Raw genomic sequence first — 24,550 nt, 5'->3', positions numbered from 1 at the left:
CTAAATCCTCCTGAAGTAATATCCTACTCCTCTTTTTGTGAGGATATACTTTGGATTGCTAGAATCTTCCTCTATTTTTTCTCTTAACCTCCTCACAGTAACATCAACTGTTCTTATATCCCCATAATATTCATATCCCCAGACATCTTTTAAAAGCTGTTCTCTTGTAAAGACTTGATTTTCTTGAGTAGCTAAAAATTTTAAAAGTTCAAATTCTCTTAAAGTTAACTCTAAAACTACATTATCCCTTCTTACTTCATATTTATCTAAATCTATCGTTAAATTGCCAGATTTTATTATACTACTTGTATTTTGTGTTTTATCTATGTCTATTCTTCTTAAATTAGCTTTAACTCTAGCTATAAGTTCTCTCATTCCAAAAGGTTTAGTAATATAATCATCAGCACCAAGTTCTAAACCTAAAACCTTATCTACTTCTTCTTCCTTAGCTGTTACCATCAATATAGGAGTATTAAAATTTTCTCTTACTTTTCTACAAACTTGGAAACCGTCAAGCTTTGGAAGCATGACATCAAGAATAATCAAATCTGGTTGAAATTGATATACTTTTTTTAGTGCCTCTTCTCCATCAAACGCAACATCTACTTTAAAGCCTTCTTGATCTAAATTAAATTTTATTATATCTGAAATAGGTTTTTCATCATCAACTACAAGTATTTTCTTATCCAAGAAGTGTCACCCCTTTAACTAAAAATATTAAAATCGCCCAGACGATAGCCTGAGCATATATTCAAATAAAATATCATATATTTATCATATCTTTTTTAACAAATATTGTCTACATTTTTATTTGTTCCAAGTTGCATATTCCAAGTTTTAAGGTTAAATCCTAAAAAGCTTTTAATTTTTTATTCTAATATAATTTAGCTATAAATTTATTAATTTTATAAAATTACATATCTAAAAGTACACTGATATTATAACATAAGGTTATGTAAACTTCATTGTCAATTTAAGGATATACTTCAATAAAAAATGAAAATATCCTAATCTTAATTTGCTTAAATATTATAATTTCCTGCAAAAAATATTTCAATTCCAAAACAATAAAAAATTCTCTTTTATTCAATTATATATCATAAAACTCTGTAAACATAGTATTTAATACTTTCCGGCAAACATTTTTGAACTTTATTCAATTCTTCTTTTGTAAGGTCTATATAATATTTCTTTTTTTGTTTTGATTTTAAATATACTACCATCTTTACTTTTTCTAAATATATAAACTCTATTTCATCCCAATTTACAAAATCTATTACAAAATTAAATATATCTATATATCCAATTCCATTTGCTGTAACAATTAACCTTTTAGAAAGATAAGAGTACAACCATAATACTCCTATGAATAAAAAGACTATAAAAGAAATTAATAAATTCATATGAAAAATTTTTGAAAATAATACAAGAAATAAACTCAAACCAACAAAATGAATAATCTTCTTATAATACTTTACTTCCTCTTTAAAAAGGACTTTGCCCAAATCCTTATTCCTATTGTAAAATATTAAACCTGATAAAAATTTTATTATATCGTATAAAATTACTATCCATATAATTGAACTAATAACCTCCATTTTATCACCTTTCTTTATTTTAAAAATTTTATATAGCTTTTTTAAAAAACATAAATTGTTTTTAACATAATTACTTTATAACTTATTTTGTATTCTCTATGAAATGTTTTACTAATTTATATAAATATCTATATATAGAATTCTCTTTATTGCTATAAGTTTCCTCTAAATTTTTGCTTAATAATTTTTTACTTTTCTATTCTTTTCCTTTTCAATTTTATTGCAGTATAAACTAAAAGCGAGTCTAAAATGACTCGCTTTTTTAATATCTCACATATTTTATTGGATTAACCGGAACACCATTTTTCCTCACTTCAAAGTGAAGATGTGGTCCAGTACTTCTGCCGGTGTTTCCACTTTTAGCTATAGCTTGCCCTTTAAAAACTTTATCTCCTTTTTTAACTAAAATCTTACTGAGATGAGCATAATAAGTCTGCATGTTTCTGCCATGGTCAATTATTACTAATTTCCCATAGGCCCCTTTCCAACCAGCATATATAACTTTACCACCATCTGAAGCCTTAACAGTTGTTCCCGTTGGCATCCCTATATCTATTCCCGTATGCCTTCTTCCCCATCTTATTCCAAAAGGTGAAGTTATATATCCTCTGCTTGTAGGTTTTGCAAAAGTTCCTGTACCAATCCTTGGTGGTGGATTTTTTATGCCTTTAAGAACTACTTTAGTAACTGGCTGTTTTATTATTTTTTCTTCTAAAATATTTTTACTTACTTCTATTCCATTTTCCTTTGTTATTTCTGCTTTTACTTGACGCTCTCCTTTTTCACCATTTATCTTAATCCTATATTCACCTTTGTATAGTACCTTAGTTTCTTCATATTTAGTATCAAAAGGTATATATTCTTTATATTCTTTTACCTCTTTTGTAACTACAGTAATAAACGACTTTGGTACAACTAAACTAATTTCTTGTCCTATTTGTAATCTTTCAGGGTCAATATCTGGATTTGCTCTTACTAAATCACTAGCTTTTATTTTATACTTTTTTGCTATTGTCCAATAATTTTCACCTTTTTCTACTTTATGTTTTCTTACCTCACTCGTTCCCTTAGTTACATAATAAAGTGCTTCATCAAAATCTTTAAAATCATTTATTCCTGCAATTGTTTCTACTATACTCACATCTTCTTTAAATTTTAAATCTTTTATTCCATCTTCCATAAAAGGTTTTTTTATTTCTTCTAGTAGTTTAATCGCTTCTTCTTTCGTTTTAAAATTTACTATATCTTTTCCATTTACATTTATACTATAAGCTTTAACTTTAACTTTTAATATAGAATCTATATCCTTATTTACTAATTCCAATTTTTCCAAATCATTGCTGGTTTTAGAAGTAATTTTAGAATAAAATTTTTTATGTAAAAAAGCTCTATAATCCCTCTTTTTAACTTTAAATGTATCAGATATAACATTTTCTTCTGTATATGCTCTTTGTTTATCGTCCATTATAAATAAAATAGACAGTACTAAAAAACTAGCTATACAAGCATATATGATCCATTTTTTAATTCTTTTCGAATTATAATTTATCATTAGTTTTCTCTCCCAAGAATAATTTGAAATTTTATCTAATGTTATCGTCTTTCACAACGTATTTTTTGTAATCTATTTGTAACATTTAATAGTATATCATATCAAACCCCTTGTTACAATGCTAAATACGAATATTATTTATTCTATAAGATTATAATGTACTAATTTTTACTATTTATTCTTTTTGTCCAAGAAGCCATTTGTTAAAAAAACTTTTTAATTCTCTATCTGAAACAATCTCACAAAGTTTTATAAAATCTTCAGTAGTAGCATTTTTGTATTTATATTTATCATAATATACCTTTAAAATATCAAAAAAAACTTTATCCCCTAATTCTCTTCTTAAAGATTCAAAAAACATAGCTCCTTTACAATATACAAGTGCATGATATTCCCTAGAATTATTAAATTTACCCAAATCCTTTAATAATACTTCTTTATTATCTCTTATGCTGCTTCTAAACCTATTATATCCTCCTAAAATAATTTCCTTATATACTTTGTTTTTTACTTCCTTTCCATATTTATTTTCATAATACAATAAAGTCGAATATTCAGTTAATGCTTCATCAAGCCAAGCTTCTTTAACTTCATTATTACCTACAAGCCCATACCACCACTGATGAGCTGTTTCATGAACAATTATATATTCTAATATTTCATCATTCCCTTTATACATACCTTCATCTATAAATACAAGCTTTGGATATTCCATACCACCTATAAAAAAATCTGAAGCTGCAACTGAAAAATGTTTATAAGGATATTTTCCAAAAATTTTATTAAATATCTTTATTGCATCTTTTGCAGCATTTAGAGAAATTTCAGCAGACTCATCATCAAAATAATAACTTCTAACTGCTATTCCATCCACATCATCTTCTGCTATTTTATATTTGCTACTTGCTATCATAGCAAAATCCCTTACTTTTTTCGCTTCAAAACTCCATTTATAGTTACCTTCTATGCTTTCTCTTTTAATAAGGTCCCCAGTTGAAGCTATTATATAATTTTGCGGCATAGTCATAGTTACTCTATAATTACTTACATCACTATAAAAAGGATCACCTATAGAATAATATGGCTCAAGATTCCATCCCGAATTATCTATAACAGCTGCTATAGGATACCAATTTGCTATATTTATAGTATTTTTCCCATATCCAAATCTTCCAGAAGCTGGAGGTATTTTAACCATGAAATTTATATATATTTTTATACTATCTTCAGGTTCTAATCCTTCGTTCAATTTTACTTTTAATATGGAATTTCCCTTTCCTATTATCAAATAACTTAAACCCTCTTTTGTAGATTTTACTGATTTTATATTTATATATCCCGGTTCAAAACCATTAATATAAGCAATCTCTATTTCATTTTTATCAAAAGGAACTGTATCTCTTTTCTTAAAAACATTGGGATAAATATGAAAATATAGACTGTCTAAAGTTTTATTTGTATTATTTACATATATAATCTTTTCTGTACCTTCTATAATCTTTTCTTCATCATAGTATACCGCATCAATTTCATATTCATTTAGTTTTTGTATTTTTGATATTATTTCCTCAAAAACTGTATAATTACTCATTTTTATTCGGTATATACCTATACCAATAATAAAAATAAATATTGCTGCTGTAATAAAAATCATAAACATTTTTTTGTGTTTTAAGTTATTAACTATTTTTCTGATAGCTCTACTACTAAATACTTTCATTTACTATCAGCTCCTAAAAAAAATTTGATTTATTAAAAACTATATGTATTTAAAAACTCTTTATGTATAGTTTTTATAACATTCATTCCCATATTCACACGCTAAAATTAATTATGATATAATTACAACAAACAATAGTTGTATGGAAGGTGTTTTTATGAACTTTATAAAAAGAACTACTGATATCGATTTTGGACAAACACCAATAGAAAATATATTTATAAATGATTTTATGCCAATGGCTAATGGAACATATGTAAAGGTATATCTTCTAGGATATAAATATGCAAATGATAGAGATGAAAATTTAATAGTAGACAATAAAACCATTGCTAAACACTTAAATATTCCTTTAGAAGATGTTCTCGGCGCTTGGGATTTTTGGGAACAAAAAGGCATTATAAAAAAAATAAAAAAAAATAATGGCGATGAAAGTGATTTTATAGTTGAATTTTTATCTTTAAGACAACTTTATATAGATAACAACTATAAACCTAATACCCCTCAAAAAAGTAAAAATCCTATTTCAAATTCAAATAAACAATACAAATGTTCACCAGAAGATTTAATAGAAGCTAACAAAATACCAGAAATTAAAAATATGTTTTATCAAATAGACCAAATTATGAGAAGACAGTTATTTCCAAATGAAAGAATTACAGTACTTGACTGGATTTATAATTTTAACATGGACCCTGACATCATCATAAAAGCTTTTGAATACTGCATAGATAAAAAAAATATTAAAAGCATACGATATGTTGGAGGAGTAATAAAAAATTGGTATGATAATGGAATCATTGATATGAATAAGTTAGAAGAATATCTTGAAAAAACAGATAAAAAATTTATATATTATGATAAAATTTTCAAAGCTCTTGGATTTAATTTCAGACAGCCGTCAAAAGCTGAAAAGGAAGTCATGGATATATGGATAGATAAATGGGGATTTTCTTTAGATTTAATCCTCAAAGCATGTGAAAATTCTAAAAAAACTTCTAATCCAAGTATAAATTATATAAATAGTATCCTTCAAGCATGGAAAAAAGATGGAATAACTACTACTGAAGAAGTAGAAAAAAAAGAACTTCAAATAAAAGAAACTAAATCAAACAATTCTTCTAAATCAAAACAACTTAAAAGCAATAAATTCCAAAATTTCAAACAAAGATTTGACAAATATTCAAATGAAGAACTTGAAAAAATTTTGGGAATAAAAAAATAAAGTAGGTGTATATAATGAAAAACGATTTTTTTATAAAAAAAATACTTTTAGAATATGAAAAAAAAAGAGATAGAGCTCAAAGAGAACTTGAATACAGAAAATCACAAGTTTATGAAATAATTCCCAGAATAAAAGAAATAGATGAGGAAATATCTAAAACAGGTATAAAAATATCAAAAGCTATACTTCAAAATACTGATAATTATCTTGAAAAAGTCAATGAAATAAAAGAATATACAAAAAAATTAAAACAAGAAAAAGCTATTCTCCTCACTGAAAACAATATACCTTTAAATTTTTTAGAAATCCAATATGAATGTAGTAAATGTAAAGACAGTGGTTTTTTAGATAGCGGTGAAAAATGCAATTGCTTTAAACAAAAGTTAATAGATAAAGCTTATGAAATGTCTAATATTTCTCATCTGCTTAAAGAAGAAAATTTTAAAAATTTCAATATAGATTTATTTTCTGACGAAAAATTTGAAGATGAAAATCTTTCACCAAAACAAAATATGCTTAAAATATTAAATATATGTGAAGGTTTTGTATTTAATTTTGACAAAAAAAATGATGAAAATTTATTATTTTATGGTTCAACTGGACTTGGAAAAACTTATCTATGCAACTGCATAGCAAAGTCACTTCTCGATAAAGGTAAAATAGTTATCTATCAAACTGCATTTAAAATACTTGAAATACTCGAAGAATACAAATTTAACAGTAATCAGTCTCCTGAAATTAAACTGAGTTATGAACTTTTATTTGATTGTGACTTGCTTATAATAGATGACCTCGGAACAGAACTTGCAAATAAATTCACTAATATTGAAATATTTAATATAATAAATTCTAGACTTATACAAAATAAAAAAACTATTATTTCAACAAATCTCTCTCCTGCTGATATTATTAAAATTTATGGAGAGAGAACTGCGTCCAGAATTTTTGGCAAATTTACTATTTTAAAATTTTATGGACCTGATTTAAGATGGGAAATAAAGGCAAAATAAAATTTTAAAAAATTTGTAGATTTTTGTTGACAATAAAGCATTTGTATTGTAATATATATAACTGTGAGTAGCGACCCATTAGCTCAGTCGGTAGAGCACCTGACTTTTAATCAGGGTGTCCCGCGTTCGAGTCGCGGATGGGTCACCATTTTGGCCCCTTGGTCAAGTGGTTAAGACACCGCCCTTTCACGGCGGTAACAGGGGTTCGAATCCCCTAGGGGTCACCACGCTGGCGTAGCTCAATTGGTAGAGCAGCTGACTTGTAATCAGCAGGTTGCGGGTTCGAGTCCCATCGCCAGCTCCATTATAGCTATATAAAAAAGGGATGTATGACGAGTAAGCATATGTCTCTTTTTTTATATATAAAAACACCCTGTAAAGAAGAAAATGAAATTTACAGGGTGTTTTTATATATTACTTAAATTTATGACTTTTTTATTTTACTCGCAATCTATCTAAATATTTTATCTCTAACTATTGTCTGACTTCTCTTTGGTCCTACTGAAATTATTTTAACTGGAATTTCTACTAATTCTTCAATCTTATTAATATATTTTTGTGCATTTACCGGTAATTCTTCAAATGTAGCAGCACTTGTTATATCTTCATTCCAACCATCAAGTTCTTCATAAACTGGTTCACACTCAGAAAGTGTTTTTAAACTTGCAGGAAAATCTTTTATAAGCTCCCCTTTAAACTTATAAGCAGTACATATCTTTATTTTTTCAAATCCTGTAAGTACATCTAAAAGCATTAAAGCTAAACTTGTCATTCCATTTACTCTAGCAGAATACTTTAACATGACAGCATCAAGCCATCCACATCTTCTTGGTCTTCCTGTAGTTGTGCCGAACTCATTTCCCTGAATTCTAATTCTATCTCCAATTTCATTATCTTGTTCTGTAACAAATGGTCCTTTACCAACTCTTGTTGTATATGCCTTTGCTATTCCCAATACTTCTTCTATCATATTTGGTCCTATCCCTGAACCAACTGCAAATCCCCCAGAAGTAGGATGAGAACTAGTTACATATGGATAAGTTCCTAAATCTATATCTAAAAAAGTTCCTTGTGCACCTTCAAACAACACTTTTTTGTTTTGTTTTATACTCTCATATACAATTACAGATGTATCAGCCACATACGGTCTTATCTTTTCAGCATATTCAAGATATTTATTTATTATTTCATCTTTGTTAACTGGCTTTCCTCCATATATCTTTTGGATTATTTCATTTTTTCTTTCTATCTGCTTTGTAACTTTTTCTATAAATTCTTCTTTATCCATCATATCACAAATTCTTATCCCAGACCTTTCTACTTTATCCATATAGCAAGGTCCTATACCTTTTTTAGTAGTTCCTATTTTTTTATCTCCTCTAGCATTTTCCGCAAGTTCATCAAGTAATTTATGATATGGGAATATTACATGAACTCTATCACTTATTTTTATATTCTTTGTACTAATACCTTCTTTTTCAAGTTTTTCTACTTCATTTAAAAAACCTTCTGGATCAAAAACTACACCATTACCTATTACATTTATAGTTTCAGAGTATAATATACCTGATGGTATTAAATGTAATGCATACTTCTTATCCCCAACTACTACTGTATGCCCTGCATTATTACCACCTTGACCTCTAACAACTACATCTGCCTCAGAAGCCAAAAAATCTATTATTTTACCTTTTCCTTCATCTCCCCATTGTGCACCTACTATAACAACTGTTGACATAAATTTGCACCTTCCTTCAATTTGGCTAAATCCGAACATACACATTTAATATTATCAAATAGACCCTTTATAGTCAATGAATATACGAATTTTTTTATTAATACTAAAATTAATATTCGCTTGCTTATTTTATCCACATTTTCCACAAGATTTGTTAATAACTTTGTTAATATTATATATATATCTTAAAATTATAATAATATAATAATTATAAACAATAATAAGAGCAGCTTAAAGCTGCTCTTATTATAACTAATTATTTATTAATTGCTTTGTCTTTCTAAATATTCATTTAAATCATTAATAAGTGCATCTGCATCTATTCCATGCACCGAAGCAGCATCACCGATGCTTTCAAAAGCAGCTCCACCTCAGCCAAGACAATGCAATCCATGCCTCATGAAAATCATAGCTGTACTTCTATCCATTTTAAGAACTTCATTTATAATCGTATCTTTAGTTACCTTAGCCACTATATTCCCTCCTTTAAACAAAATACATTAATCATTATACCATTTATCCTCATATAAACGAAACAAAAATTTTCATATACTTAAAAATAAATTGTTGCTTATTATAATTTATTATTTACATATCATATCAATTTTATTTAAACATATATTTATCCACATTATTCACAGAGTTATCAACAATTCTAAATTATTTTTGTGGATTATGTATTTTTCCTTTGTTATCTTCATATAATAATATGTTGTCATTAATTTATTATCTTTTAAATCAAAATCTTTATATTTTTCCACAATTTCTTTTTTTATTTCCTCACTTAATCCTTGTTCTTCAAATTCTTCATAAACTTCATTTATTATTTCAAATCCACATTTTTCATAACAGCGTATAGCACGTTTATTAAATTTTCCAACTTTAAGAAATAGAGTTTTCATTTTTTCTTTAGTAAAATAAATATCTAAAAATTTATTCAAAGCGTCTGTTCCATATCCCTTGTTTATAACATCTGGATTAAATACTATACCTAATTCGCTTTCTCTCTTAAAAAATTTAATATTTCTTAAAGAAATATATCCTATTAATTCTCCATTTAAATTTTCTATGGCAAAACATTTTTTTGTAAATTTTTTAGTTTTTATCTTAAACCATAAATCTCTTTCTTTCTCTGACAGATAGGGAAAGTTATAATGATAAAATATAGGTTCATCATGTTTTCCCCATTCTATCATCTTATCAACATCTTTTCTTTCAAGTTTTCTTATTTTTGTCTTATCCCCCATCATTACTAACAGCCCCATTCTTATATATAATTTCTAGTACAAACAAAATATATATGTTAATTATTATACAAAAAAGCCGATAATCCTTTTATCGATTATCGGCTTTTTTTATTCTCTATATTTCTCAAGATTTGCAAATTTAGTATACTGCCCAAGCCAAGCAAGTTCAACTGTTCCAGTAGGACCATTACGCTGCTTAGCTATAATCACTTCTCCAATATTTTTCCTATCTGAATCTGGATGATAATACTCATCTCTATATAAAAACATAACTACATCGGCATCTTGTTCTATAGCTCCTGATTCTCTTAAATCTGAAAGAATAGGTCTATGATCTGCCCTAAGTTCTGGAGCACGTGAAAGCTGAGATAATGCAATAACCGGACAGTCCATCTCTCTAGCTAATATCTTTAATGCCCTTGATATTTTAGAAATTTCCTGCTGTCTACTTTCTGCTCGTCCATGTGAAGACATAAGCTGCAAATAATCTATCATTATTAAATCTAAACCATGTTCCATTTTCAATCTTCTACATTTTGCCCTTATCTCCATTACATTAATCCCGGGCGTATCATCTATAAATATTTTAGCCTTAGCTAAAGGTCCCATTGCACTTGCTAATTTAGGCCATTCATCTTCACTTAATGTACCGTTTCTGATTTTTTGAATTTCTATATGTGCTTCAGAACTAAGCATACGCTGTACCAATTGTTCTTTAGACATCTCAAGACTAAATATAGCTACTGAAGCTTTTGCTCTTATAGCAGCATTCTGACATATATTTATTGAAAATGCAGTTTTACCCATAGATGGTCTTGCTGCAATCAATATTAAATCTGATTTTTGAAGTCCTGAAGTCTTTCTATCCAAATCTACAAATCCAGTTGTAAGTCCTGTTATTCCACCTTTATTTGTATAAAGCTGTTCTATTTTGTCAAATGTATCTAACAATACATCTTTTATATGAGTAAAGCCTTCTTGATTTCTTTTTTGCGAAATATCAAATATACTCTTTTCAGCTAAATCAAGCAGTGCTTCAGCTTCTTCCGATTCATAACCCTTTTGAGCTATTTGTGTTGAAACATGTATAAGCTTTCTAAGTAATGACTTTTCTGATACTATTTTTGCATAATATTTTGCATTTGAAGTTAATATACCTGATGTTGATAAATCAGAAAGATATGTTACTCCACCTAATGCATCTAAAGTTCCTCTCTGTCTCAATTCTTCAGATAAAGTAACTAAATCTACAGGTTCATTTCTATTATAAATATCTAAAATAGCTTCATATATTTCTCTATGAGCTTCTTTATAAAAATCATCTGCTTTCAAAATTTCCGTTACAGTTATTATTGCATCTTTATCTAAAATCATTGCTCCTAAAACAGATTGTTCTGCCTCTATATTATGAGGTGGTACTTTTCCTAAAAGTTCTAATTCCATACAAATCACCTTTTTAAATTACTTATTTATTAAATATTTGTTTTAAATATTATTAAAAAAAATGCAGTGAATTATAAATTTTCACTGCCTTAAATTGTATTAATCGTAATTTATATTATTCTGCTGTAACTTCAACTTTTAATTTCGCAGTTACATCTGGATAAATCTTCACTTCAACAAATCTAGCTCCAAGTTCTTTAATAGGACTATTTAAAATTATTTTTCTCTTATCTATATTTATTTTGTACTTATTTTTAAGTTCTAATGCTATATCTTTAGAAGTGATTGACCCAAATAATTTTCCGCCTTCACCAGCTTTACCTTTAAACTTTAAAGTAATACTTGATATTTTTTCTGCTAAAGCTTTAGCTTCAGCCAATTCTCTTTCTTCTTTTTTCTTTTGAGCTGCCTTTTGATTTTCTAATTCTCTTAAATTACCCTTTGTAGCTTCTTTAGCTAATCCCCTTGGAATAAGGAAGTTTCTCGCATGCCCATCACTTACATTTACTACTTCTCCCTTTTTACCTGTTCCCTTAACATCTTTTAATAGAATAACTTTCATCATTTCTCACCTTCCTTTAAATATTCCTTAATTGCATCTATAAGCATTTCTTTAGCTTCATCAAAAGTAACATCTTTAAGCTGAGTTCCAGCCACCGTAAGATGACCTCCTCCTCCAAGCTTTTCTAAAACTCTTTGAACATTTATATTTCCTAATGACCTTCCACTTATAAAAATTGTACCATCTTCCTTTAAACCTAAAACAAAAGATGTTGTTATTCCCTTTATATTTAAAAGTTCATCTGCGCCTTGTGCTGCAACTAATTGTATATTCTTTATGTTCTGTTTACATACTGATATTGCAATTCCTTCTTCAATTATTTCTGCACTTCTCACTACATCAGCCCTTGCAATATAGGTACTGAGATCATCTTGAAACAGCTGCCTTACTTCTGTTGTATCTGCTCCTGCTCTTCTAAGAATAGAAGCTGCTTCAAAAGTTCTTACACCAGTCTTAAATGAAAAGTTTTTAGTATCCACAGCTATACCTGCAAGAAGTGCTTCAGCTTCTATCTTTTCTATTCTCATCTTATCATCCATATATTGAAGAATTTCAGTAACTAATTCAGCAGTCGATGAAGCATATGGTTCTAGATAAGTAAGAACAGTATTTTCAATAAATTCTGTTCCCCTTCTATGATGGTCAATAAGAACTATTCTATCTATTTTTTCCAAAATCTCAGGACAACCTGTAAAACTTGGTCTATGAGTATCGACAACAACTAATAAATCGCCACTTTTAGACTGTTCTACTGCCTCTTGACAGCTAATAAATTTATATTCTTCATTATCTTTAAATTTGTCATATACATTTTCAATTGCTGCCGTAACTTCATCTATTACTATATAGGCTTCTTTGTTTCTATTGCGAACTGCTCTATATACACCAATAGCCGCTCCAAAGCTATCCATATCCGGAAATCTATGTCCCATTATTATAACTTTATTACTTTGATCAATCAGCTGTCTTAATGCATGAGCAATAATTCTTGCCTTAACTTTATTCCTTTTTTCAACAGCCTTTGTTCTTCCACCATAAAATTCAAAAGACGATATTTTTCTCACTACTGCTTGGTCTCCACCTCTACCTAAAGCTAGTTCAAGAGCAGTAAATGCATATTCTTCTAAATGACTTAAATTTTTACCATTTACTCCTACTCCTATACTCAAAGTTACAGGTATTTTATTCCCAACATTTATTTCTCTAATATCATCAAGAATAGTAAATTTTTTAGCCTCTAAATTTTCAAGGTATCTATTTTCAAATATAACTAAATACTTATCTTTTTGATATTTTTTTACTATCCCATTCATTCTAGAAACCCATAAATTAATTCTTCTATCAATTTCTGCAATAACTAACGGTCTATACGCCTCTTCTGTACTTTGAAGTACATCATCGTAATTGTCAACTTGTATAAATGCCACATTAGGTCTTTCATCATTATATTTTTCTTTTAAATTAAAGAAATTTGTATTGTCTATCCAATAAAGCATTATAATATATCTTTCTTCATGTTTTGTATCTATCTTTACTACATTATAAAGAACTCTATAAACTTTATCTCTTATTCTAAAATCCCTTACAGTATCCGGATTATCTCCCAAAAGCTTGACAATATCAAATGATGGAATAAGTTTTTCAATATTTTTATCTAGTATATCTTTCTCACCTATCATGTCTAAAAACTTAGAATTATACCAAGAAATATTGCCATCAAACTCTACTATAGCTAATGGAATTGGTAAATTAAGCAGTGAATATTGAGCTGCAGTATCTATTTCTGCCGATAAATTTTCTATATATTTAGCCCATTTTTTCTTTCTTATATCATTAGTTCTCCAGTTATAGTATATAAGATATACTAGTAAAATTAAACCGATGATACCTAGCTGTATATTGTAAGCTAAAATAAAGAGAACTAAAATTCCTATAATCCATAAATATATATTTGTATCAGGAATTAAAATTTTCAAAAATTTATTATCTCTCATATTTACACTCCAAATCTAGCTTTCTATTTTTCTAATATTTATTATTATATCAGCTAATCCTATAAACATTATAATCATAGCCATGCTAGGAATAGAAAGCAATATTATAGTTATAAATACTCTCAAGCCTTTTCCAATATTTCGCTTTTCTAAGAAAAACCATATTACTGATAACCCTTCTACAAAATAAATTATAAAAAATATATACAATACATTTGCAAACAAAGTTTCAAAATCAATCGTTTTTAAATTTCTCACCAAATAAGTTGATACTAAAATTATTACCGTTCCCATTAATATATTTTTGGGTAAACGAAACTGTGAAAATTTCCTAGGTTTTGCAATATAATAACCCATTCTTCTCAATACTGCACCTGAAATTATATAATTTATATATGTAATTATAATAGAACTAAATATTACACTTGAAGGCACTAGCATTATAGCCATATTTTGTGCATATTCCAAAGACTTTTTTACTTCCTCTATTTTAGAAGGATTTGCTGCAATATTTTTCAATAATGCATTATATAAATCATTACTCATTTTAAAACTTTCTTCAATAGTTTGTATAATATTTACACCACTAATATAAGATAAAAGAGTCAAAGATATTATTGAAGCCATTATTGAAGCTATACTTCCATAAAATATCGTCTTTCCTGCTGAAAATTTCTTTTCTATCATATACCCTACAACTACTGAATTAAATCCAACAACTACTATTATAAATAATGCCTTTAATGGTTCTGTCATACTTCCTATTATTATAGATGCTGCCAATACAGATAATATATTATATTTTATTCCATGCTTAGCACCTATTATGATAAAAGGAACTGGCAAAAGTATAAGAGCATAAGCAAATAATGGCAAATAAATTCCAGCTAAAGCAAAAACTACTGCAATTGCTGCAAACAAAGCTGATTCAACCATAGATTTTGTCTTGTTTTGTCTATTCAATAATTTCACTCCCTAATCTCTTTTTCTATCCATATGTTGTTTTAAACTCGATAAATCACCAAACCAACTCTCTATCTTATGTTCTTCAATAACTCCTAATCGAATTTTTTCCTTAATCCTCATATCTAAAACATTATAATTTATACCTAAGCGTCTCCCCAATACATATGTAACTAAAATTATATTTGCTAAAATATCTACAATCGTTTCTTGACTCCCTTTTATTCCTTTAAACAAAATTTCAAACAAAGATGCTACTGATGATAAAAGTTCACTCTTAAGCCATTCTATTATTTTTATATTCTTTGTTATATCAATCCCTTTATCTCCCAAAACCATTTATTTCCCCTCCCATATTACATTATAACAAATAAAGAAGGTATCTGTATACATTATTAAATCTTTAGATATAAATAAAAGGAGAAGTGAATTTTTCACTTCTCCTTTTAATCTTATAACATTATTCATTTATTGTAAATGGTAATAGCGCCATCATTCTAGCTCTCTTAATAGCTGTAGTTAACTGTCTTTGATGATTTGCACAGTTACCTGTTATTCTTCTTGGTAAAATTTTTCCTCTATCAGTAATATACTTTTGTAAGTATTTTACATCTTTATAATCTATACTTGTAACTTTGTTTGCACAAAAACTACAAACTTTCTTTTTTCTACGTCTTCTCATCCTTTTCCCTCCTTATCTAAAATGGAATATCATCATCGTCTTCTATAGCTTGAAATCCGTCTGAACCATCATCTGTAAAATCAGAAAATTCTGTATCGTTAAATCCAGCACTAAAACTTTCATTTCTATCTATTCTATTTCCTCTATCTAAAAACTCAACTATATTTGCAACTATTTCTGTAGTATATCTTTTTTCTCCTGTGCTTGTCTCATAATTATTATTTTGAAGGCGTCCTTGTATACCCACAAGTCTTCCTTTTGAAAGATAATTTGCACAGTTTTCACCTTGTTTACCCCAAACTACTACTCTAAAAAAATCTGCTTCGTTGTTTTGAGAAAAAGGTCTATTTACTGCTATAGTAAAGGTGGCTACTGCCTTACCAGTACCTGCCGTAAAGCGAAGCTCTGGGTCTCTGGTAAGTCTTCCTATTAAAATCACACTATTCATTTATATCCCACCTTTGTATTTTAAACAGATTATTTTTCTTCTACATTAATAACCATGTATCTAATTACTTCATCAGCTATTCTGAAGTTTCTTTCCAATTCCTTTGGTAAATCTGCACCAGACTTGAAGTTCATTAGCACATAGTAACCTTCTTTATACTTGTTAATTTCATATGCTAACTTTCTAATTCCCCATTCATCAATGTTTTCTACTTCTCCATTTGTTTCAATAATTGACTTGAACTTTGAAATTAACTCATTTCTTCTCTCTTCTTCAACATCTGGCTTTACAATAAACATAGCTTCATACTTTCTCATTTTTACACCTCCCTATGGTCTTTATGGCCCTACTCAAGCAGAGCAGAGAGCTCATTTGATATATTCACATCAATATATTATAACATTGTATTTAAATTTTATCAATGATATTTTACTTTATTTTTTATCGAAATTCTTTAATGTTTTGATTAATCGACACGTATGTTTCTATACATTAACAATAAAATGCTAAAAACATTAAACTGTCTAAATATAGAAATTTTCTTGGTAACAATCCACCTAATAATATTTTTAACTATTTTCCTTACTTTTTTCTACTATCCTTCTAACTAATCCAAATATCGAAATATAAAATATTATTGCTACAAATACATCCATAACTAATGATATCAATACCATTTCTATACTTGGCATCTTTTGCCTTTCCATTATATACTTTGCTAAAAAAGGCAGAGAAAATAAACTAAATATATTAATATACACAAATATTGCTGCTTTTTTGTTTTCATCATATTTACATTTATTCAAAATTAAATATGAAATATAAATAACTAAAGGACCAACAAGTTCTATACAACTCCCTATTATTTCATATTTGTTAATTTTAAAATATTCTATCCTGTGCAGTATGTTTAAAAAAACAATTGCATAAAAATATAAAAATGCAATATTTAAATTAAAAAATTTTTCAAAATGTATCTTACTCTTCTTTATATTCATTCTCAATCACCCTTCTTAAAAAAATTATTAGCGTTTAGCATAACTTCAAACGCTTTATATCATTTTGTTTCAAAACATAAATTTTTTTAATCACTCTATAAATTTTTTCTATTTTCAAAAAGGATTTCGCCTCACTTATGTCGAATATTATATTTACCCCTAAATATTTTATTTCTTAAGGAGACGAAACCTTTTTTCAAAATGTCATAGAATATATCTATATTAACACCGAATATTTCTAAAAAATCTTCCCACGAAATTGATGTGAAAAAGATAGATGCAAATATTAATATTGGAATAAATGGCAATAAAAAAATTAACATTAATAAATCATATATAATTTTATATTTTAACTTGTATTTTCTTTTTGTCATTTCAATAAACTCCTTTGATATTAATTCTATCTAAAACTATTATTCTATTTTCTATTAACCTCTCTCATTTTTTCAATCATGAATTACTTCAACATTTTTGATGTCCTTTTTTTGAATATTTTCTATTTGAATTTTCCTGCATGAAAAATTCAAAGCTAATTAAACAATATGTAAATCAATAATTTTCTTCTTTTGACTATTTTCGACATTTCTCATTATTTTACGACATATTCCATAATTGTTATTTTTTTCTTGATGAAAAAGATTATATATTGTAAAATATAACCTGTCAATACAAAATCATTTTTTTAACAAGAATAAAATACCCTATAGAGTAGGCTTTTTTTATTGTCTACTCTATAGGGTACATTTTATGCATATGGTACAGCTTTTATTTTTTATTATTTATTTAAAGCTTCTTTAATAACTTCTGCTAATATTTTAATTCCTTCTACTATCTTATCTTCAGACATATTTGAATAATTTATACGCATAGTATTTTCATGTCCTCCATTAGGGAAGAAAGAACCTCCCGGAACAAATGCTACATTCCTTTCAAGTGCTTTTTTCATAAGTTCCCTAGTATTAATATGTTCTGGAAGTTCTGCCCAAGTAAATAATCCACCTTCTGGGTGAGTATATTTAACTTCTGGTGGAAAATGCTCCTTCATTGTCTTGAGCATTAAATCACGGCGGTTTTTATATAACTTTTTAATCTTTTCTATATGCTTGTCTAAATCATATACTTCTAAAAATGCATCTAATTCTCTTTGTGACATAGAGTTGCTTTGTAAATCCGCACCTTGCTTAACTAAAATATACTTATTTAAAACTTCTTCTTCAGCACATACCCAACCTATTCTAAGTCCCGGACAGAAAGTTTTTGAAAAAGTTCCAAGATATATTACTCTACCTTCTGTATCAAAAGATTTGATAGAAGGAATTTTTTCACCTTCAAATCTCAATTCTCCATATGGATTATCTTCAATTATTGGCAAATTGAATTTATTAGCTATTTCAACTAATTTTTTACGTCTTTCAAAACTCCAAGTTCTTCCGGATGGATTTTGAAAATCAGGAATTACATAAATCATCTTTACATTTTCAGTAGTTTCAAGTGCTTTTTCAAGCTCTTCCATAATCATACCATCATCATCTGTTGGTATTTCTAAAAATTTACACTCATATGCTTTAAATGCATTAATTGCACCTAAATAACTTGGACTTTCAACTACAACTACATCTCCCGGATTTAAAAATATCTTTCCACTAAAATCAAGTCCTTGCTGAGAACCATTAGTAATAAGTATATTTTCTGCTGTAGTCTTAACTCCAGCTTGTTCCATTCTTTTAGCTATTTTTTCTCTTAAAGGTGGAAATCCTTCTGTAGGGCTGTATTGAAGTGCTTGTTCTCCATTTTCTTCTAATACCTTCTGTGATACTTTCTTCATTTCTTCTATTGGAAACAATTCTGGTGCTGGTAGTCCTCCAGCAAAAGATATAACTTCTGGTCTTACAGTAAGCTTCAACAATTCACGAATTTCTGAAGCTCTAATTTTATCCATACGATTTGCAAATTTTAATGCCATTAAAAAAGCACCTCCAAAATATTTATATAAGGAAAAGGTTTGCCCGACTAATTACATTATAACATTTTTTAATATTTATTTGTATCAAATTTTAAAATCTTTTTGTAAATATATAAAAAAATATGCAAGAATATTCAATATACGCTACCTCATACATATTTTTATATATTTTTTTAATTTCTATTCATCTTCTTTTCTTTCAACTTTTTTTATTCTCTTCTCAAGATTTTTTCTAGTTATCCATATTTGTTTATTACATTTAAAACACCTTATTCTAAAATCTATACCTGTCCTCATTATTTCAAATCTATTTCCTCCACACGGATGCTGCTTTCTTGTTTCAATAATATCGCCAACTCTTAAATCCATAGGCATAAAAACTACCTCCCTACAAGCTTTTCGAAAAACTTAAGTAGTTTTAATTTCCATTTTCCACATCTTAAACTATAAAGTTTAAATACTCCTTTATAATAGTCTATTAATTACTTCTCTGGCATATACACAACCATCTTAGAATAAGGAATTTCTATTCCTTCTCTATCAAAGGCCTCTTTAAATCTCTGTCTCATAAGTCTTTCAACAGCCCATTGAGTCATAGGCTTGACCTTTGCAATAACAGTTATAACTACATCAGACGAACCAAAATTTGTAACCCCTAAAACAATAGGACCTTCTACTATATCATTAGTTTCTTTTAATATTTCCTTACTCGTTTTATTTAAAACATTTATAGCATTTTGAATGTCTTCTTCATAGGCTATACTTATATTAACTAAAGCCCTCATATTCCCTCTACATCTATTTGTCACCTTTGAAATAACTCCATTAGGAATTATATGAAGTTCCCCATTAAAATCCCTAATTTTAGTAACCCTCAATGCCATTTCTTCAACTATACCTGATTTACCATCCAGTTCTACATAATCCCCTACTGTAAATTGGTCCTCGAAAAGTATAAAAAAACCTGTAATTACATCTCTAACAAGGTTTTGTGCTCCAAAACCTATTGCAAGGCCTCCTATTCCAGCTGCTGCTATAAGAGTTCTTATATCTATTCCCACAGTATCAAGAATGGGCATAGCTGCCATAAAATATATGGTATATCTAGATACACTTTTAAATACACCCTTTAATGTATTTACTCTATTTTCTTCAAGCTTTAATTTCAATTTATCCCTTGAATCAAAAAATTTTTCTATTGCTACATCTAAAAATTTAATAGCCATTTTAGCTATTATTAATATTAATACTATTTTTATTAAACCAAATAAAACACTTGAAATTATACTCGGATTAGTATAAGTAATTATTACATCTTTAAAATTATTAACTAATTCCGATGAAACTTTTTCATAATCCAACTATATTACCCCCAGTTTATTTTTTCTGCAACTTTCTTACTTCCTTTCCTCTTTATCTTATATATACCCATTTTATCATAATCTACATTTTCTTTTCTTAACTCTTCTAAAATTTTACTTAAATATTCAGAATCAAACTTTATCGATAAACCACAACTTGCAGTTATTTCCCTAGGGGTTGGTACAGTATGTATTTTAAATTTTTCTTTAATTTTTCTTTCTATCATAATTGCATAATGAGTAGATTCAAAGGCTATTACATAAAACTCTTTTTCCAATGTATCTATCTCCTTTTTTTAAAGTGTTATAGTATTTTTAGCTTCACTCATCTTTTCTACTATAGTATACATATTTGTTACTCCACCTACAACAAGTTTATCTTTTAAATTAAAATAATCTAAACAAGTTCCGCAGGATAATATTTCTACACCTTCACTTTCTAACTTTCTTATATGGTCTATAACTTCTGAACCTTCCGTAGTAAGTTTGACTCCACTATTTACAAATAAAATTGCTTTAGGATATGGCTTAATTTCAGTTAAAGTATAAAAGTATCCTTTCATTAATACTTTACCAAGTTCCTCTGAACCATCTCCCATTATATCTTTTCCTATTAACAGTACTAAATCTTTTGTATCTGTCTTATCTTCAGGTACATATTCTTCGTGTACCATTCCCTTATAAATACTAACATAAAAATCTCCATTTATCTCTTTTACTTCTACTTCACAATTTAAACTCTTAGCTAGTTTAGTTACATTTTCTTTTGCCACTTCATTATCAACTATAGTAATAATAGTTCCCTCATTAATTTTTTCCATTGCTTTTTTTGTTTCAATTACAGGTTTTGGGCATTGCATTCCCCTTGCATCTACCTCTAACTTCATATATATCCCTCCAAATTTTTTATCAAATTCTTCATTATGACTTATTATAATACTTTTTTTATACTTGTTTTATAATTTTTATTTATAATATGTAATTTTGTATTAATTTTATTTATAAATCTAACTTTTTAAAACATAGAAGTTATAAACCTTCAAGCATATCTAAAATTATATTGTAATCATAGAAATATTTTGCCAAATATGAATTGTTTAAACTCTCCACTATAGAATTATCATAGGATAAGACAGTAATAGGTGTAATTAATGCAAATATTATATATACTATGATAATTCCCTTTAAAATGCCAAATATTAACCCGCCTAATCTATTAAAAGAATTAATGACTGGCAGTGAAGCTATACTATTTAGTATAAACCCAATAATATTCAATAAAATCTTTACTAATAAAAAAACAACTACTATGCTAATAAGGTCCACAATCATCTTAGTTATAATTAAAGATACATGGTTATACATATTATCCATTACATTTTGATTATATTGCTGAAGCGTATCACTTTTAAGCAATAAATCTTGCAGTGCTTTAGGAAAATTCATTATTTTAAATATATTGACTTGCTCTGTCCCTTTAAAAACATCTTTTCCAACTGCTAAAATTTTTAATTTTTCCAATATAAATGACTGAATTTTCGTAATTAAATTTGTTTTTTCTAATATAAAATTAGTTAATATAGGATAGTATATTTTTGCAGCGATTCCTGCAAAGATATAACTAGCTATACTAAAAAAGGATAAAACTAATCCCATATAAAGACCTCTTAATCCCATTATAGCTATTATAGATATGAAAAAAACATCTACCCAGTTCACAAATTTTACCTCCAAAATTTTAATAATCAACTTTCATTACTTCTACTCTTTCTTTAAAAATTACCGCTAAAAATTTATCTGAAATCCAACATATATTTTTAATATCTTTATTTATTTTTTTCTCCAAAATCAAATTTCCCTTATCATCTATCAAATATATAGTTCGTTTTGTCGCTGCCGCAATATTTTTCTTTTTTATGTCTATACTAATTATGTCTCCTACAACTGACGTAGTAAATAAAATATTTCCATCTGCGCTCATCTTACTAATAACACTTCTATTTTTAGTATCTATTATTGGATTTCTTTTCTTTATCAAACTGAGCACTATACTCCCTTTATTACTTATTTTTCCTAAATTCAATGTATTCTCTATCTTTTTAGTCCACAATAATTTCCCCTCGCTATTAATCTTAAATATTTCACCATCTCCTAATCCCAATACTTCTGCTTTATCATCAAAAAATAAATTTAATATAATCCTGTCACTAAACTTCTTACCTGAAATAATTTTTCCTTCTAAAGAGTAAAATAAAACATTACTATAAAAATTATTTTCTTCAACATTTAATATAGTTAATACAATCATATTGTGGTCATTAGATAAATGTCCATCTATTATTTCTCCTTTTGGTACACTTATATTTGAAATAATTTCTCCTTTATTATTTATCACATAAATTTCATTTTCTTCAGTTGTTATGAGCTGATAGCCTTCTCTATTAAGTTTTAGATTAAATATTTTCTTATTTATTTGAATATTTCCTAAAATATTACCCTTATAGTCTAAATATATTATTTCTCCTCTTTCACAATCTGCAATTATTATTTTATCTATAGCTTGTCTTACTACTGCTGTTTGAACATTTAATTTTCTCTGCCAAAGGTCATTTCCTTCACTATCAAACAAACTAATAGTATTATTTTCAATCTTTACAATATAATCATTTAAAACTTCTACTACTCCTTTTTTATCGTTTTTATTTATATATGAAATAGAATTCTTCTTCTCTAGAGAAACTTCTCCTACTTTCAATACTGTTTTTAATACAGGAAAAAATTTATTAAAAATAAGTACTATAAATACTAGTCCTATTATAATATTTAAAAAATTTATCTTCTTCCTTCTCTTTCTTTTATTCAAAATATTTCACTCCTAAATGGATATTAAAATATTTAAAAAAACCGGAATATACCCGGTTTTATTATATCATATTACTTCCATCATCATAATAGCTATATCATCATCTATATTTCCAGCAGAAAAATCCATAACATTTTTTAAGACTTTTTCTATTATTTCTTCACTACTACTATTCAAATTTTCCATACAAACATTTAATATTCTATCTCCATATAATTTTCCTCTTTTATTCTTAGCTTCAATAATACCATCTGTATAAAATAATATACGTTCTCCCTTTTCGAGTTTTACTTTCTTTTCAGTATACCTAAATTCACGAAATAAAGTACATATAGGTAAACCTGAAAGAAAAATTTCCTCAATTCCATCTTTCCTAATAACTATTGGAGTGCTGTTTTGCCCTCCATTAACTAAAGTAATTTCTCTTGTAGTTTTATTATAAACTCCATAAAATATAGTTACATAATAATGGTCATCTAATCCAAGTTCATTATATCTTAAATTCAAATAACTTAAAGTATATGCAGGGTCTTTTGCTTTTTTTCCAAGATTCTTTATAGCCTGTTTTATAAACATAGTCATTATAGAAGCCGTAACACCATGTCCAGCAACATCAGCTATATAAATACCTATATTTTCTTCATCTATATTTATTATATCAAATACATCTCCACCTAACATTTCACAAGGTATGTATTTAGAACATATTTTTACAGCATCATTATATATACCATCTTTAGGCAATATTTTATTTTGAATATTTTTTGCAAAATTTATATCTCTTTTCATCTTAAGATTTTGAGAAAGTATAATATTTTCCATCTTTTTCTTCTCTGTAATATCTCTAAATACCTCTACAGAACAATAAATATTTCCATTTTCATCTCTTATAGGAGAACTTATAACTGAAAAAATTTTATCTCCAACAACTTCTTCTTTTTTAACAATAACGCCTTCTTTTATCGTTTTCTGTGAAATACAGACTTCACATCTGCGAGTTTTCCCTAATGCTTTAAAGCAAATTGTTCCAGTTATATCTCCAAGAAAATCCTTCATTGGTTTATTAATAAATATTACTCTTCCATTTTTATCTATTACCCTCACAAGGTCTATCATTCCCGCAAGTATATCTTCTGTAAAACGCCTTTGCCTTTCAAGCTCTTTTTTCAATATTTTTTCCATA

The 24,550-nt window shown here is 27.5% G+C and carries 25 protein-coding genes and 3 tRNA genes; 5 read left to right on the top strand and 23 right to left on the bottom strand.

Features of this window, described 5'->3' with window-relative positions:
• The 4 genes from yycF to BUA90_RS04290 form a co-directional block, all read right to left on the bottom strand.
• Window positions 1-690 (bottom strand): response regulator YycF, encoded by a 690-nt coding sequence (gene yycF / locus BUA90_RS04305; protein ID WP_072966159.1) that lies wholly within the window; start codon window positions 688-690, stop codon window positions 1-3.
• A gap of 407 nt (window positions 691-1,097) precedes the next feature.
• A complete protein-coding gene (locus BUA90_RS12230) occupies window positions 1,098-1,352 on the bottom strand; it encodes a hypothetical protein (protein ID WP_143146266.1) in 255 nt (84 codons plus the stop codon).
• Window positions 1,353-1,860: 508 nt separating this feature from the next.
• Complete coding sequence (locus tag BUA90_RS04295; RefSeq protein WP_072966157.1) at window positions 1,861-3,150, bottom strand: peptidoglycan DD-metalloendopeptidase family protein; 1,290 nt, start codon at window positions 3,148-3,150, stop codon at window positions 1,861-1,863.
• Window positions 3,151-3,325: 175 nt separating this feature from the next.
• The gene (locus BUA90_RS04290) at window positions 3,326-4,870 is read right to left on the bottom strand and encodes a M1 family metallopeptidase (protein WP_200793483.1); all 1,545 of its coding nucleotides are present in this window, start codon (window positions 4,868-4,870) and stop codon (window positions 3,326-3,328) included.
• A 157-nt stretch (window positions 4,871-5,027) separates the two neighbouring features.
• On the opposite strand from BUA90_RS04290, the gene BUA90_RS04285 reads away from it, so the two are divergent.
• From BUA90_RS04285 to BUA90_RS04265, 5 genes are all read left to right on the top strand, one after another.
• Window positions 5,028-6,095 carry a DnaD domain-containing protein gene (locus BUA90_RS04285; RefSeq protein ID WP_072966156.1) on the top strand — a complete coding sequence of 356 codons (1,068 nt, stop codon included), beginning with the start codon at window positions 5,028-5,030 and terminating at the stop codon, window positions 6,093-6,095.
• Between the two features lie 14 nt (window positions 6,096-6,109).
• Complete coding sequence (locus tag BUA90_RS04280) at window positions 6,110-7,105, top strand: ATP-binding protein (RefSeq protein WP_072966155.1); 996 nt, start codon at window positions 6,110-6,112, stop codon at window positions 7,103-7,105.
• A gap of 72 nt (window positions 7,106-7,177) precedes the next feature.
• Window positions 7,178-7,253: transfer RNA gene (locus BUA90_RS04275), tRNA-Lys, on the top strand.
• Window positions 7,254-7,257: 4 nt separating this feature from the next.
• Window positions 7,258-7,332, top strand: a tRNA-Glu gene (locus BUA90_RS04270).
• A 1-nt stretch (window position 7,333) separates the two neighbouring features.
• Window positions 7,334-7,409: transfer RNA gene (locus tag BUA90_RS04265), tRNA-Thr, on the top strand.
• Between the two features lie 147 nt (window positions 7,410-7,556).
• Here the strand turns inward: BUA90_RS04265 and BUA90_RS04260 are convergent.
• From BUA90_RS04260 to BUA90_RS04160, 19 genes are all read right to left on the bottom strand, one after another.
• Complete coding sequence (locus tag BUA90_RS04260) at window positions 7,557-8,843, bottom strand: adenylosuccinate synthase (protein ID WP_072966154.1); 1,287 nt, start codon at window positions 8,841-8,843, stop codon at window positions 7,557-7,559.
• A gap of 635 nt (window positions 8,844-9,478) precedes the next feature.
• Entirely contained in the window at window positions 9,479-10,093 is a 615-nt protein-coding gene (locus BUA90_RS04250) for a GNAT family N-acetyltransferase (protein WP_207647560.1), read from the bottom strand.
• A 105-nt stretch (window positions 10,094-10,198) separates the two neighbouring features.
• Window positions 10,199-11,533 (bottom strand): replicative DNA helicase, encoded by a 1,335-nt coding sequence (gene dnaB / locus BUA90_RS04245; protein ID WP_072966153.1) that lies wholly within the window; start codon window positions 11,531-11,533, stop codon window positions 10,199-10,201.
• 115 nt (window positions 11,534-11,648) lie between these two features.
• Window positions 11,649-12,095 carry a 50S ribosomal protein L9 gene (gene rplI / locus BUA90_RS04240; protein WP_072966152.1) on the bottom strand — a complete coding sequence of 149 codons (447 nt, stop codon included), beginning with the start codon at window positions 12,093-12,095 and terminating at the stop codon, window positions 11,649-11,651.
• Window positions 12,095-14,089 (bottom strand): DHH family phosphoesterase, encoded by a 1,995-nt coding sequence (locus BUA90_RS04235; RefSeq protein ID WP_072966151.1) that lies wholly within the window; start codon window positions 14,087-14,089, stop codon window positions 12,095-12,097. The genes rplI and BUA90_RS04235 overlap by 1 nt, the downstream gene beginning before the upstream one ends.
• A 15-nt stretch (window positions 14,090-14,104) precedes the next feature.
• Window positions 14,105-15,052, bottom strand: a complete 948-nt coding sequence (locus tag BUA90_RS04230; protein ID WP_072966150.1) for a YybS family protein — start codon at window positions 15,050-15,052, stop codon at window positions 14,105-14,107.
• A gap of 12 nt (window positions 15,053-15,064) precedes the next feature.
• Window positions 15,065-15,391 (bottom strand): MazG-like family protein, encoded by a 327-nt coding sequence (locus BUA90_RS04225; RefSeq protein WP_072966149.1) that lies wholly within the window; start codon window positions 15,389-15,391, stop codon window positions 15,065-15,067.
• A 121-nt stretch (window positions 15,392-15,512) separates the two neighbouring features.
• Window positions 15,513-15,734 (bottom strand): 30S ribosomal protein S18, encoded by a 222-nt coding sequence (rpsR, locus tag BUA90_RS04220; RefSeq protein ID WP_072966148.1) that lies wholly within the window; start codon window positions 15,732-15,734, stop codon window positions 15,513-15,515.
• A gap of 16 nt (window positions 15,735-15,750) precedes the next feature.
• Window positions 15,751-16,182, bottom strand: coding sequence for a single-stranded DNA-binding protein (locus tag BUA90_RS04215; protein ID WP_072966147.1), 432 nt, complete (start codon window positions 16,180-16,182; stop codon window positions 15,751-15,753).
• Between the two features lie 29 nt (window positions 16,183-16,211).
• Complete coding sequence (gene rpsF, locus BUA90_RS04210) at window positions 16,212-16,499, bottom strand: 30S ribosomal protein S6 (protein WP_072966146.1); 288 nt, start codon at window positions 16,497-16,499, stop codon at window positions 16,212-16,214.
• Window positions 16,500-16,751: 252 nt separating this feature from the next.
• On the bottom strand, window positions 16,752-17,180 hold the full coding sequence (locus BUA90_RS04205; RefSeq protein WP_072966145.1) for a hypothetical protein: 429 nt from the start codon (window positions 17,178-17,180) through the stop codon (window positions 16,752-16,754).
• Between the two features lie 775 nt (window positions 17,181-17,955).
• On the bottom strand, window positions 17,956-19,143 hold the full coding sequence (locus tag BUA90_RS04195; RefSeq protein WP_072966143.1) for an aminotransferase-like domain-containing protein: 1,188 nt from the start codon (window positions 19,141-19,143) through the stop codon (window positions 17,956-17,958).
• Between the two features lie 180 nt (window positions 19,144-19,323).
• The gene (locus BUA90_RS04190) at window positions 19,324-19,518 is read right to left on the bottom strand and encodes a DUF951 domain-containing protein (protein ID WP_200793482.1); all 195 of its coding nucleotides are present in this window, start codon (window positions 19,516-19,518) and stop codon (window positions 19,324-19,326) included.
• Window positions 19,519-19,625: 107 nt separating this feature from the next.
• Window positions 19,626-20,504: a mechanosensitive ion channel family protein gene (locus BUA90_RS04185; RefSeq protein ID WP_200793481.1), complete on the bottom strand. Its 879-nt coding sequence runs from the start codon at window positions 20,502-20,504 to the stop codon at window positions 19,626-19,628.
• A gap of 5 nt (window positions 20,505-20,509) precedes the next feature.
• Complete coding sequence (locus BUA90_RS04180) at window positions 20,510-20,782, bottom strand: putative Se/S carrier protein (RefSeq protein ID WP_072966142.1); 273 nt, start codon at window positions 20,780-20,782, stop codon at window positions 20,510-20,512.
• Between the two features lie 18 nt (window positions 20,783-20,800).
• Window positions 20,801-21,391 (bottom strand): sulfurtransferase-like selenium metabolism protein YedF, encoded by a 591-nt coding sequence (gene yedF / locus BUA90_RS04175; RefSeq protein ID WP_072966141.1) that lies wholly within the window; start codon window positions 21,389-21,391, stop codon window positions 20,801-20,803.
• Window positions 21,392-21,533: 142 nt separating this feature from the next.
• Window positions 21,534-22,223, bottom strand: a complete 690-nt coding sequence (locus BUA90_RS04170; protein ID WP_072966140.1) for a CvpA family protein — start codon at window positions 22,221-22,223, stop codon at window positions 21,534-21,536.
• A 19-nt stretch (window positions 22,224-22,242) separates the two neighbouring features.
• Window positions 22,243-23,367, bottom strand: a complete 1,125-nt coding sequence (locus tag BUA90_RS04165) for a DUF5711 family protein (protein WP_072966139.1) — start codon at window positions 23,365-23,367, stop codon at window positions 22,243-22,245.
• Window positions 23,368-23,433: 66 nt separating this feature from the next.
• Window positions 23,434-24,549 carry a SpoIIE family protein phosphatase gene (locus tag BUA90_RS04160; protein ID WP_072966138.1) on the bottom strand — a complete coding sequence of 372 codons (1,116 nt, stop codon included), beginning with the start codon at window positions 24,547-24,549 and terminating at the stop codon, window positions 23,434-23,436.
• Window position 24,550: the final 1 nt, after the last annotated feature.

It is taken from the genome of Caminicella sporogenes DSM 14501 (assembly GCF_900142285.1).
GTDB classification, from domain to species: domain Bacteria; phylum Bacillota; class Clostridia; order Peptostreptococcales; family Caminicellaceae; genus Caminicella; species Caminicella sporogenes.
The sequence above is the reverse complement of the archived record's forward strand: the minus strand, read 5'-3'. Positions and strand labels throughout refer to the sequence as shown.